This window comes from Candidatus Tumulicola sp., assembly GCA_035601835.1.
GTDB lineage: Bacteria > Vulcanimicrobiota > Vulcanimicrobiia > Eremiobacterales > Eremiobacteraceae > DATNNM01.
In genome coordinates this window covers 73,916-86,739 of sequence record DATNNM010000015.1, presented here as the reverse complement: position 1 = coordinate 86,739, position 12,824 = coordinate 73,916, and the positions used below count along the sequence as shown (strand labels likewise).

The 12,824-nt window shown below is 63.8% G+C and carries 7 protein-coding genes; 4 read left to right on the top strand and 3 right to left on the bottom strand.

Annotated elements, in window-relative coordinates; genetic code table 11:
• The first annotated feature begins 17 nt into the window (after window positions 1-17).
• The gene (locus VN934_10120; protein ID HXM19143.1) at window positions 18-3,026 is read left to right on the top strand and encodes a hypothetical protein; all 3,009 of its coding nucleotides are present in this window, start codon (window positions 18-20) and stop codon (window positions 3,024-3,026) included.
• A gap of 14 nt (window positions 3,027-3,040) precedes the next feature.
• On the opposite strand, the gene VN934_10115 is transcribed toward VN934_10120, so the two are convergent.
• Both VN934_10115 and pbpC read right to left on the bottom strand, forming a co-directional pair.
• Window positions 3,041-3,307, bottom strand: coding sequence for a hypothetical protein (locus tag VN934_10115; protein HXM19142.1), 267 nt, complete (start codon window positions 3,305-3,307; stop codon window positions 3,041-3,043).
• Window positions 3,308-3,867: 560 nt separating this feature from the next.
• A complete protein-coding gene (pbpC, locus tag VN934_10110; GenBank protein HXM19141.1) occupies window positions 3,868-6,183 on the bottom strand; it encodes a penicillin-binding protein 1C in 2,316 nt (771 codons plus the stop codon).
• Between the two features lie 50 nt (window positions 6,184-6,233).
• On the opposite strand from pbpC, the gene dacB reads away from it, so the two are divergent.
• Complete coding sequence (gene dacB / locus VN934_10105; protein HXM19140.1) at window positions 6,234-7,751, top strand: D-alanyl-D-alanine carboxypeptidase/D-alanyl-D-alanine-endopeptidase; 1,518 nt, start codon at window positions 6,234-6,236, stop codon at window positions 7,749-7,751.
• A 64-nt stretch (window positions 7,752-7,815) separates the two neighbouring features.
• Entirely contained in the window at window positions 7,816-9,501 is a 1,686-nt protein-coding gene (locus VN934_10100; GenBank protein HXM19139.1) for a hypothetical protein, read from the top strand.
• A gap of 42 nt (window positions 9,502-9,543) precedes the next feature.
• Here VN934_10100 and VN934_10095 read toward each other — a convergent pair whose 3' ends face one another.
• Window positions 9,544-10,443, bottom strand: a complete 900-nt coding sequence (locus tag VN934_10095; protein ID HXM19138.1) for a DMT family transporter — start codon at window positions 10,441-10,443, stop codon at window positions 9,544-9,546.
• 84 nt (window positions 10,444-10,527) lie between these two features.
• On the opposite strand from VN934_10095, the gene VN934_10090 reads away from it, so the two are divergent.
• A complete protein-coding gene (locus VN934_10090) occupies window positions 10,528-12,822 on the top strand; it encodes a TonB-dependent receptor (protein HXM19137.1) in 2,295 nt (764 codons plus the stop codon).
• Window positions 12,823-12,824: the final 2 nt, after the last annotated feature.

Sequence of the window (12,824 nt, the reverse complement as noted above, 5' to 3'; positions counted from 1 at the left end):
GGGGGCTGCGCGCAGTCATGCCTCAGAAAATCGGCCTCGTCGGGCTTTGGGCGCTCAACGTCGCCCTGTATGCCGTCCTGCTCGCCGTGGGCGTCGAGTCGGTCCTGGACCACTCGCCGGTATGGCCGGTCATACTGGGCACGGTCGTCATCTACGCCGTGCTCGTCGGCTTGCTGTGGCGCGCGACCGATGTCACCCTGAAGTGGGAAATGTCCGCTGCGGCGCTGGCCGGACTCCTCGCATATTCGGGTTGGCGCACGGGCTCGCTCGCCGCGCCGGGCGGCGTCAAGGTCTTCGGTCAATCGGCCGACGTCGCAGCAGCCGCGCTGCTGGTGCTGATCCTCGCATCGATCGCGATCACCGTCGCGTGTGTACGGCAGCTGCCCTGGTGGCTTCGCGCGATCGTCGCGTGCATCGTGCTGTACGCAGTGGTCCCATTGATCGCGTCGCTCATCCACGGCGCGGGATTGCTCGCCGCGCTTCAGACAAACGCTCCGTTCCCAACGGAGCCGTTCTGGATCCGCGGCGCGTTCATCGGTGCGTCGATCATTTTGCCTATCGCGGGGGCGGCTGCGCTGGTCACTGCCGGCGTCCTCGCAGCCCGCCGTAGCGGAGGAGCAGCACTGCGCCTCGCGGCCGGGGGCCTGACGCTCGTGTTGGCCGCGCAGATGAGCGGACTCGAAACAGTCAACGCCGGTCTACCCGCGCTGCCGGCGTTCGAACCCCGCACAGCAGTGCCGTCATGGGCCCCATCGTATAGTCAATCGCAGACGCAGACCCAAGCCACGGCGCAGCCCGGCACAACCCCGACGGGGTCGACCCAAATGCAGGCCGGGCAAACGGGCGCGATGCAAGTCGCGCTCGCCATGCCGGCTGCCGGCGACTATCAATCGGCCGCCTCGCAAACGCTGTCGACACCGCCGGCGACGGCGGCCGATCCCGAGCAGCTCGCCACCAAACTCGACAAAGTCGTGCAAGCCATGCAGCCGGCGACGTACGAGATCGACGAACGGGCGGCGACGCTCGGGTCGGATGTCAACACAATCTTCTCGTTCGTTCGCGACCAGATCCGCTTTGAATCCTATCCCGGCATCCTCAAGGGCCCCTCCGCCACCTATGCCGCACGAGCTGGGAACGCGTTCGATCGCTCGCTGCTGCTCGCGCACGTTCTCACGGCGAAAAACATTCCAGTTCGCTTCGCCACATGCCAACTTGCGCAGTCTGACGCCGCCAAGCTCTACGATCGCATATTTGAACCGCAGACAACCCTCACCGCGACGCCCTCCACCGCGGCCGGTCTTTCCGACGCAACGTCGCTCAAGGAACGCGTCTATGCGAGGGCTCGGCGTGACTTCGGGGTCATCCAAACCGCCCTGAACGGCCAACTGCCGGACGTCATCAGTCCGTCGCGCGACGATGTGATCAAAGAGATCCAATCGCATATGTGGGTGCAGGCGCAGGCGGGCGGGCACTGGACAGACCTGGACACCTCGTTCGCCGATGCGGTGCCCGGCAAGGCGTACTGCGCTCCAGACAAAACGATCAACGCGCCCACTGGCGATATGATGCAGCTGGTGACGATGCGCGTCGTGACCGAGACGCTTGCAAACGGCGCACTGACGCACGACACTTCGCTCGAAGTGACGGTCCCAGTTTATCAGCTGCTCGATCAGCAAATATTCTTCCTGTACACGCCGCCGGGACTCAAAGGCTTGCTCGGCTCAAGTGATAAGCTGGCCCCCATGATCGACATCGCCGGTGACCAGCACGTCGGCAAGCCGATCGACTTTTCGGAAACGCAGGCGCAGTCCCAGGGCAAGTTAGGCGGCGTGATCTCAGCGTTCGGTACCGCCGCGCCCATGGCGACGACGTTTGTGGCCGACTGGCTTGAATTCCAGCTCCGTTTTCCGGGCGGGCGCACGGAACTAACGCGCCGCGTGTTGACCGACCGCGCCGGACCCGCCTGGCGCGCGAGCACGACGCACGATCCCAGCGCGCTGCGCCCGCTCAAGCGCGATGCCCAAGGCGTACCGCTTGAAGCGCAGGCGATCTACAACGTATGGTTCAGCGCCGGCGGCCACGACACGTATGCCTATGCAGAGGCGGCGGCGCAACTGCTGCATGGACTGCGCTCAGCCGGCAATACCAGTCCGGCGCCTCAACTCTCATTCGAGCAGCAGGCCTGGCCGCTTGCCCTCGGCGACTTCGGTTGGGTTCTCTGGAGCGATCGCTTCGCTGTGGCGTCGCTCAACGATTCAGCCGGCCTGCGTTTCTACGCAGATTCGCCGCGGATCCTGATGTTCGGGTTCGGCCTCGATCCGCAGGGGAGCGGGGGATACTTCAGCCAGACCGACCTGCGGCGCGATACCTTGCGCGGCCTTAGTCGCGATGCGTCAGGGATGGGAAGCGTCATCAAGCATAAACTTTGGTTCGGCGCTGTCGAGGGTGCTCTCGAACATGAGACGACGGCTTCGGAACTCAGCGGCTCCGGCGCCCAAGCCGTGCTGACCAGCACGAGCAGCCTCGTGTCGTCCGACGGAGCAGTGGTCGTGCGTCCCGGCTCAAACGTCCAGACGATTACATCTGACGCAGACACGGCGGCTCGCATGAGCACAGCGCTTTCGAACGGCGACGTGCTCATCGTGCCGCGAGCGGGGTCTCAGGGAGGTCTCGCGGGGTGGTGGGATATCGCCCACAACGGCGGAGATACACGCGCGGTGCTTGGCCCCGATCTCAACATGGCGAAGGGGGTCTGGAACCCGGGCAACTATGGGCGCGTGACCGGTCCGCGCGGCGGCTCAAACATACCGCGAACCTACCAAGTAGATCCCAACACGTACAACTCCAGGCCTCTTCCGCGCCCGGGCGAGGGCAACTTTGGTGCGCCCAGGGGCGGAGCATGCGGCAGCGAGGAGTCGTGTCTGAACGTCTGGATCGTTGTGGCCGCCGCGATCGAATTCGTGGTGGTCGGATATGCGGTCATCCAGGCCATCTCATTGGTCGTCCAGGCTTTCGAACTACCTTGATGGTAAAAAAGGGGCTAGCTCCAGCCGCCTTCTTTGGGGCGTTTCTCGAGCGCCTTCTGGCGCGCGGCCTGCGTGCTGCTGATGTCGGTGTAGTGATGCTTCTCATCCTCGGATAGAGGCCGTTGGAGGATTTGCACCGCGCGAGCCTGGTTGGCGCGCGCCGCCCAGATCTGCGCTGCGATGACGATGACGATATAGCCGCCGACGACGATCGCCGCGATCTTCCAGCCGTATAGCCAGTACGCTACACCGCCGAGCGCGGCGAGTAAGACTAACCGCATGAACATGAATTGAGCCCCCTATTTTATTGCGAATGTGGTTTGTAGTGCCGGGGCTTTAGCCCCGGATGTGGTGCGCGAGCCGTTGGCCTCGCTGTCACTGAGAATGTGGTATGCCAGACTTCAGTCTGGCACTTGTTGCACTCAGCCCAAAACAACTTATATCCAAAAGCCGGCAAAATACTGTCCGATGATCTTGTAATCGGACTTTCTAACGTAGTATTCTACCTCAGGAAAGCCGTGTTTTAGACGTGGCTGTCCTGGGCCGACCTTTCCATGCGAGTTCAAGAGCTCAAAGGAAACGATGTAAATTCCTCCCAGTTTGTCAGATTCGCCGATCGTAACCTCATAGTGATCAACTTCACGCTGATAGGATGGGACGTTGGGTAGAGCCGTGAGCGCGTTGTATGCAACCTCCCACGCCTTCAGGTTCCTGCCACTTAAACTCACGACACTCGTATAAAGATGCTGTATCGGACCGCGAGGCAGCTCACTGTCGGATCGGCTCGGGCTACTTGTCGCAAGAATCGAAACCACAAACCCAATGATGAGAGCTTGTCTTATCATTTGGTGCCCTTCCCCTGCGGCGCAGTCGCAAACGAAAACCCTCTCGCTCCCAGGTGGGGACGTGCCGGCGCGACCTCAAAGGTCACCTTATCATTATAGTGCCCACTCTTGGCCTCGAGCGTCCACCGCCCCGCGCGCAGCGACCAAAAAACCGAGTCCGGTGAGGTGGACGCAAGTCGCCGCCCGTTCAGCTTCCATTCCACGGCCTGCCCGGGTATGGAGACGGCCTGAAACTCCAAACGCTGGCGCGCCGCTGGGTCCAAACTCGCCGGAAAAACCAGATAGTAGTCGCCGTCGTGCGGCGAGAGGATGCGAAAGCCTTGTGCTGCTCCGACAGCCTGATGTTGCGCGGCAAGCCACTCATCGTACTCGGGCGACAGCGGACGCAGTTCCATTCTGTGTTCGTACTCCGCGATATCCGCCGGGAAGAAATATTCGTAGACGATGGCGGAGCCGCACGCCGGCGTCGGCCGCAATCCGGTGGTCGCGCAGATGGGCCGGCGGACCAGGTCGCCGGGCGGCGGGAACGGCGCCGGTTCGCGCTGCTCGTGGAGGTGCAGCATGATCCGGTTCCACAGCGGCGCGGCGCCGGCGACGCCCGACACGCGGCGCATCGGCTCGCCGTCAAAATTGCCGACCCACACCGCGACCGTGTAGTCGGTCGAATATCCGACCGTCCAAGTGTCACGGAAATCCGAGGACGTTCCCGTCTTCACCGCCGTCGCGAAGGGCAGCGCCAGCACCGATTGCACGCCGAACGATTTGGCGCGCGCGTAGTTGTCGCTGATGATGTCGGTCACCAGCTGCCATGTCACGGGCGTGCCGATGCGCTCTCCGCCCTCAACGTTGTAGTGCCGGGGCTTTAGCCCCGGTTCATCCAATCGCGTCACCAGCGCAATCGCATCGCCCTCGCGCGCCATCGTGACATACGCGTGGGCCAGCTCCCACAAACTGACTTCGCCTCCGCCCAACGTCAGCCCCAAGCCGTAAAATTCCGGCGGCTTGGTGAGATGCTTGAAGCCGAGCTCATGCAGACGAGAAAGGAAACGCGGCACGCCGACGCGTTCGAGCACGCGGATCGCCGGAACGTTGAGCGAGTCGGCCAAGGCGATGCGCACGCGCACCGGCCCCTGGAAAGTCGAGCTGTAATCGCTCGGGCTATAGAGCAGCCCGCCCGGGATCGCGTAGTGCGCGGGCACGTCGGCTAAAATGGTGTTGGGCCGTATGATATCGTTCTCGAGCGCATACTGATAGAGCAGCGGCTTGAGCGTCGAGCCGGGCTGCCGTAACGCCTGCACGCCGTCGTTGCGCCCATTGCGGACGTCGGAGAAATAATCCGGTGAACCGACGTAGGCGAGCACTTCGCCGCTATGATTGTCGAGTACCAGCGCCGCCGCGTGATGCACGTTGCGCGATTTCAGCTCGCCGATCACCTGCTGCACTTGCGTCTCGACGAACTGCTGCAACGGCCGGTCGATCGTGGTCCGCACGCGCGCAGTGCCGGGCGGCAACGTCTGCGCCAGCCAGAACAAGAAGTGCGGTGCGGCGATGATGCCCTGCTGGCGCGGCTGCAAGAAGATCTGCTCCGCATACGCGCGGTCGGCTTGCGCGCGCGTGAGGTCGCCATGCACGACCATCCGCTCCAACACGTACGTCTGGCGAAGTTTCAAAGCTTTCCAGTGCTCGTATGGATTGAGGAAGGACGGATCGTTGGGGATCGCCGCGAGCAGGCTCGCCCGCGCCAAATTCAGTTCCGCAGCCGGGATTCCAAAGTACGCACGCGACGCAGCCTCGACGCCGTAGATGTTGCCCCCCATCGGCAGACGATTGACGTAGGCTGCGAGGATCTGATCTTTGCTCATGCCGGCGCCGACGCGCCACGCCTCCCAGATCTGGCGCAGTTTACCGGGAATCGTGCTCGACACCGGGTGCAGCATGCGCGCGAGCTGCATGTCGATGGTAGACGCGCCGCTGACGAAGTGGCGAGCGCGTACGGCTTCAGCGATCGAGCGGGCGAACGCGCGCGCCTCGAGCGGCCCGTGGCGATAGAAGTTCGCATCTTCGGCGGCGATGATGGCGTGCAAGAAGTCGGGCGACACTTGGTTGAGCGCCACCGAGGCGGTGTGCTCTTGATCGCGCGTGAGCAACGTGCCGAGCGTCAGCCCGTTGCGGTCGGTGAAGTCGATGGCTTGGCGATCTTGAACGATGTCGGCCGCGCGGATCGGCCACAAGTACGGCAGCACGCGCACGACCACGCAAAGGCCGACGACAAGGATCAGCGTTGCGATGATCGCTTTCCAGCGCTTTGACACGAGGATTGGGTTCGAGGGGGGCGAGCCCGCGCCCCCGCGAAGCGCCGCGCATGCCCCCGAATCCACGCGTAAATGTAGCGTTCCGAGCGAAGCTCGGAAGTGTGGTATGCCAGACTTTAGTCTGGCTCGTCCTCGCCTCTGGGCCTGCCGCCGCCGCCGACAGCCTGCAGGCCCAAGTCAACGCCATCGCCGAGCGCAGTCCGTTGAACCGCGCGCAGCTCGGCGTGCTGGCAATCGAGGCCGCCACCGGCCGCGCGCTGGCGCAGCATCAGGCCGATCGCGAGTTCACTCCGGCCTCCACCTTCAAAGTGCTGCTGTCCGTCACCGCGCTGGAGACGCTCGGCCCGCAATTCCGATTCCGGACGCAGCTGCTCGCGCGGGGTTCGCTGGCCGGCGACCGGCTCGACGGCGATCTCATCCTAGTAGGCGGCGGCGACCCGACGCTGACCGCCGCGGATCTGACCGGTGCCGCAATCGCCGTGGCGCGCTCGGGCATTCGAGAAGTTCGCGGCACGGTGCTCGCCGACGAATCGCTTTACGAGGGCCGTCGCTGGGGACCCAATTGGTCGTGGGATGGCATGCCGTTCTACTACGAGGCGCCGATTCAGGCGCTCGCGATTGACAAGGGCACCATCGACGTCGTCATCACCCCGGGCGCGCGCGACGGAGACCGCGTGGGCGCCGCGCTCGCATCGCCCTCACCCGACTACACCATCGCGTCCATTGCGGTCATGTCGGCCAGCCCCGACGACGATCCCGAGCGCTGTTCGCATCGGCCCGGCACAACGCGCATTCTCATCGTCGGGCGCATGCCGCTCGGCGCCTCGGGCGAAACGCTCCACTGCGCGGTAGAAGATTCGAGCGCGCGCGCCGTGACGGTTTTCCGGCAAGCGCTCGAAAGCGCCGGCGTGAGAGTTGCGGCCACGGCGCTCGGGCCGCGCCCGGCCAACGACGAGCACGATGTCATCGATCAGGGTCCTGCCCCGCTGCCGATAGCGAAGCGCTATCCCAACGCACAAGTCGTCTGGTCGCACGACTCGCCGCCGCTCATCGGCATCTTTCGAACGATGCTGGCCAAGAGCGACAACTTCACCGCCGAGCACGTCTTGAAGATGCTCGCCGTCGTCAAGCTGAAGCAGCGCGGCTCATTCATCGGCGGCGCGACCGTCGAACAGCGCTTCGCCGTCGGCTTGGGGATAGACCGAGACGCGATCGACGTCAACGACGGTTCGGGCTTGTCCTCGACGGACAAGATCACGCCGCGAGGTTTGGTCTCTATCCTGCGGCACGCGGCAGCGCGCCCCTACGGCAACGACTTCATCAACGCCCTGCCGCGCGCGGGCATGGAGGGCACGCTCGCCTATCGCTTCGCGGGTACCGACGCGGCGGGGCGCATACGCGCCAAAGACGGCTACATGCAGCACACGATCGCGCTCGCGGGTTACGCCGACACGCTGCACCACGGCCGCGTGTTCTTCGCGGTCATGATCGACGAAGCGACGGGTCCACCGGTGCCGTATTTCGACCTCGAAGACGAGATCGTCAGGGACCTCATCGATCTTCCCTAAGTGTAGTGTTCCGAGCGAAGCTCGGAAGCAAGACGAGCGCGCAATGGGCTCGAAGTGCCAACCCATGCGACTATTTCGACTTTCTCTTGGCGCGGCGATCGTCGTTGTGGTCGCTAGCATCGCCCTTCCGGCCCAAGCCGATCGCCTTGCCGTCACCACGCTCACGTCTCCCGGCGCGACCGCTATGTACCCTTATGGGATCAACGTCCTCGGGACTATCGTCGGCGACGTCATCGATAGGGCCGGCAAAATCCACGGCTTCCTGCGGAACGCGGACGGAACGGTCATAAGGATCGACGTGCCAGGATCGAAGAGCACCCAGGCGCTTTGCATCAACTCCTTGGGGCAGGTGGCGGGCTCGTTTGTGGGCGCCGACGGCAAGACGCACGCATATGTGCGAAGCGCCAAGGGAGAGCTGACCAAGTTTGACGTCCCCTATGCCAAGGCCACCGAAGCCCAAGGGATTGACGCCGGAGGCAAGATCGTCGGCGAGTTCTTCGTCGCCGGTGGGAAGCTGCACGGCTACCTGCGCCGCGAGAATGGCGCGCTCACGGTCATCGACGTCCCCCACGCGGCGGACACCGGCGTTCAGAGCATCAAGTATAATGGTCCGATAGCCGGTTCATTCCAAGACGCGGCCGGCAAAAGACATGGCTACGTGCGCAGCGACAAGGGTGCGTTCACGACGATCGACTTTCCGGGCGCGGCCGAAACGCTCATCGGCAAACTCGACTCGTATGGCCGAGGCGTCGGATCGTTTCGAGACGCAAAGGGCAACTGGCACGGCTATGTGCGCGGCGCCGGCGGCGCGCTGACGCAACTCGACGTACCCGGCGCGAAATCCACCTACGCGGAAGCCATCAGCGATGGCGGACAGATCGTGGGCGAATACCTCGCGGGCGGCACCTTGCACGGCTACACGACGCAATCCCCGACACTTGCGAACGGATTCAAACTCACGACGTTCGATGTTCCCGGCGAGCGCAACACCCAAGTGAACGGGGTCACGCCAGGCGGGCTGCTCGTAGGTGGCGTCGGTCTTTACCCCGACCATGGCTTCTTGCAGCGCCCAGACGGAACGTTCACCCTTCTCGATATCCCGGGTGGGGTGGCGACCGACGTCAGCGGCATGAATGCCGTGGGGCAAGTAGTCGGCAGCATCGTGGTGTCTCCGGGAAACTTCCAAAACTATCTGCGAAGCGCAGCCGGAGTCGTTACCCAGATCGAGGTCCCCGGTGGAGTGAATGTCGACGCTGAGGGCATCAACGCCGTCGGGCAGATCGTCGGCAGCTACTGGGAATTGCCGAATTACATGGACCCGCGCAATCGATCTCACGGCTACGTGCGGAACCCCGACGGTCGCGTCACCACCATCGACCTTGCGGGTGCCACGGGCACGAGTCCATACGGCATCAACGCTGCCGGGCAGATCGTCGGTTACTCTTTTGTTAAACATGTCCAGCACGCGTGGGTCCGCGATGCCGGCGGGACCCTCACCACGATCGATCCGGCCGGCTCGATTCTCACCGAAGCTCACGGGATCAACGACGCGGGGGAGATCGTTGGTTCTTACGTGACTTCAGAGCACAAGCGCTGGGGCTTTCTGCGCAGCTCGAAAGGCGAATTCACGAAGATCGACGTTCCCGGCGCGTATAGCACCGACGCGTACGGCATCGACGCGAAGGGACGCGTCGTGGGTTCCTTCAAAGACGCCGACGGCTGGTCGCACGGCTTCGTGGCCTCGCGCTAAATGTAGTGTTCCGAGCTCACCTAATGTAGTGTTCCGAGCGAGCTAAGCGAGCTCGGAAGTATTCGGCGCGACGCGCGTGAACTGCGTCGCCGCAGCCGCAGCAATAACCAGCAGTGACGCAAGCAGCGTCAGGAACGAGACGTGCTCGTGCAGCAGCAGCGCCGACCAACCGAGCGTGAGCACCGGCTGCGCGAGTTGGATCTGGCTCGTGCGCGCAACGCCGGCAAGCATGAGGGCGCGATACCACGGAAAGAATGCGACAAATTGCGGGATGAGCGCCAGGTAAGCGAACGCGAGCCATGCTTTGGGCGACACGGCCGCTAACGGCGTGTGCGCGATGACGATGATCGCCGGCACCACGAGAAACGGAGCGCCGAAAACAAGCGCCCACGAAATCACGCGCCAGCCGCCCATATCGCGCGCGAGCCTTCCGCCCTCGGCGTACGCGATGCCGCCGCCCAGCACGGCGATGAGCAGAAGAAGATCGGGCAGCTGAGGCCGGCCGGATCCCTCGGCCGCAGCGAATAAGAGTACCGCGATAACGCCTCCCGCGCACGCGATCCAAAATCCCAAACGCGGCCGCTCGTGACCTCGCAGCACCGCGAACAAAGCAGTGGCGGCCGGAAGCAATCCGACCACCACTGCGCTATGCGCCGACGGCAGCGAGCGCAGCGCGATCGCCGAGAAGAGCGGAAATCCAATCCCCGCGCCGGCCGCCACAAGAAATAGGCTCGGCCAATACTTCCGCTCAGGCAGCGGCTCTCGCAGAACCAGAAGTAAGAGCAGTGCAGGAATGGCGGCGGCCAGTCCGCGGCACAACCCGAGGAAGCCTGCCCCGAGTTCCGGTACCGCCGCGCGTGTAATGGGAAGGGTTAAGCTGAAGGCGATTGTCCCGATGATACCCAGCCAGAGTCCTTCGATGCGTTTGCGCTTCTCCGTCATGACACAACGGACATCATATCATACCGGGACAATGGCGACGTTTGGCCAAATGACAAAACCTTTTCCGTCGCCAAAACCAGCGCCATGCTCGTCGCCTCGGCCAACTTCGCTGCTCTGACCGCCGCGTTCTTGATGATGGCCTGGGGTACAAGCGCCCCTGCGGCTCAACTCAGAACGGGCAGCGTGGTCGGATCGACCAAAGATTCGTCCGGCAATCCCGTAGCCGGCGCCGCGATCGGCATCATCTCGCCGGAGCGCCGTTATGCGGCGGTCAGCGATCAAGGCGGAGCGTTTCGCATCGACGACGTCGATGAAGGCGTGTACGAACTCGTCGCATCGGCGAAGGGCTATCAGTTGGTCTCACGTCATCAGTTCGGCGTGCAAGCCGACACCACGGTCGCGCTGTCGATCACCTTCGTGCCCGCGGCGGCCTCGAGCATCACTACGCTCGGAACCGTCCTCGTCAACGGCCGCCAGGCGCTCTCGCGCGCGTCAGCGCCGACCACCTCACTCCAACCGCAAGACCTGGCCGATCAGGGCATCCAACAGCTCAGCGATGTGCTCTCGCAGCAGATCGCGCTGACGATGACGCGGCAGCTCGGCGGCGCCCCGGGGCTTCCACAATCAGCGTCGCTGCGAGGGCCGGACCCAACGGAAACGCTCATCGAGATCGATGGCCACGTTGTCAACAACAACAACACCGGTGACGCCGGTCTCGAGCTCCTCGATCCGTCCATCTATTCAGACGTGCAGATCGTGTACGGCGTGGGCCCTTCGGACCTCGTCAGCGCGAACACCGAAGGCGGCGTCATCAATTTCCGCACCATCGACCCGACCGCGCGCGACCAAGGCCTCATTCGCTTTTCCGCCGGCAGCTTCGGCACGTACGCCGAAACGATGCAAGCGACCGGCACGGATCAGCGCATCGGCTACGCGCTGTCGTATCATCGCTACACATCGCAAGGCGAGATCAACAATTTTCCGATCACCAACGACACGACCGGTCTCACCGACCTCATAGGCAGCAGTATTCTCTCGACGACGACGCTGGCCAAACTGCGCTACGGCTTTGGGATCTCCGACGGCTACGTCGAGCTGACGTACCGCGACACTGCGGCGTATCGCGACTTGTCAGGTCCTTTGAGCACGCCGGATGATCCCAACAATACAGGGCGGCGCGCGTTGTTCTCGAGCTTTGCCGGCGCAGCGCTCCGGACCAACTCGCCCGCGTACGACGTGGACGTGAGTGTGCCCGTCGGCTCGCGCGGCGCAACCGGCATTGCGCCCGCCAACATCACCGTCAGGCACATGACCAGCTTGGCCAATCAATCGGTCGAGAACATCGACCCCGCGCTCAATCCGTATCTCCTCAACAGCGCGGACAAACTTGAGGACAATTCCATCCGGTACGAGCGGACGCTGCAAAACGGCACGCTGTCGTTCGCCGCCGATGTGCGAAACGAGATCCTCACCGCTCCGGATGCACTGGCGCCCGCCACGATGCAAGGTGAGACGCAGCGCTCCTTCGTGGGGCGCTATGAATGGAGCGCGAACCGCTACCTTCACTTCACGGCCGCCGCGTACTACAATCGCTTCGATACCTTCGGCACGCTCATCACGCCGCGCGCCGCCGTGGTCTGGACACCGAACGGCGACACCGTGGTGCGCGCCTCCATCGGAACCGGCTTCAACGCGCCGCTGCTCACCGAACTCGCCTTCAATCCGAATCTCACCGCTGAACGTGTGACCGCATACGAACTCGGCCTCGAGCGGCGGGTCGGCGCGGGCCCGTTTGGCGGTCGCGGCACGATCAACGCGTACCGGACGAACTTGCGCGACACGATCTTTTTCACGGTCGATCCGACGACCGGAGCGTTGCTCACGCTGGAGAATCTCGGCGACGTGGTGTACACGGGCGCCGAGTTCCGCTACGAGCAGCCGCTGCCGCATTCGCTCTTGCTCCGCGCGGACTACGGTATCGACGTCGCGTACCAACAAGGCGGCTCGTTGGCATTCAATCCAACTGCGCCGAACGTCGTTCCCGATCAGCAGTTCCAGGGCATCGCGCCGCACAAAGGCCAGCTCGCACTCGAGCGATACGGGCGTCAGGGCCTCAACTTCAACGTGACGGGGTCCTACGAGAGCCAGAACAACGAACTCAACAGGCCGGCATATTTCCGCGCTGACGCGAGCGTGTGGACGCGATTGCGCAAGACGGACGTCGCGCTGACCGGCCGCAACCTCACCAACATCTTCGACGACAAGTTCACGCTGCCGAGGGCGGGGCCGCTCTATCCGACGCCGATAGGGCCGGTGACCACCGACGCCTTCTCGCTGCAAGGACGCAGCGTCACGCTGACCGTGACGCAGCACGTGTGAGG

Bases quoted from the DNA above. Each gene is read 5' to 3' on its own strand.
- VN934_10120 (HXM19143.1), top strand. From the start codon at position 18: ATGCCTCAGAAAATCGGCCTCGTCGGGCTTTGGGCGCTCAACGTCGCC.
- VN934_10115 (HXM19142.1), bottom strand. From the start codon at position 3,307: ATGCGGTTAGTCTTACTCGCCGCGCTCGGCGGTGTAGCGTACTGGCTA.
- dacB (HXM19140.1), top strand. From the start codon at position 6,234: ATGCCCCCGAATCCACGCGTAAATGTAGCGTTCCGAGCGAAGCTCGGA.
- VN934_10100 (HXM19139.1), top strand. From the start codon at position 7,816: ATGCGACTATTTCGACTTTCTCTTGGCGCGGCGATCGTCGTTGTGGTC.
- VN934_10095 (HXM19138.1), bottom strand. From the start codon at position 10,443: ATGACGGAGAAGCGCAAACGCATCGAAGGACTCTGGCTGGGTATCATC.
- VN934_10090 (HXM19137.1), top strand. From the start codon at position 10,528: ATGCTCGTCGCCTCGGCCAACTTCGCTGCTCTGACCGCCGCGTTCTTG.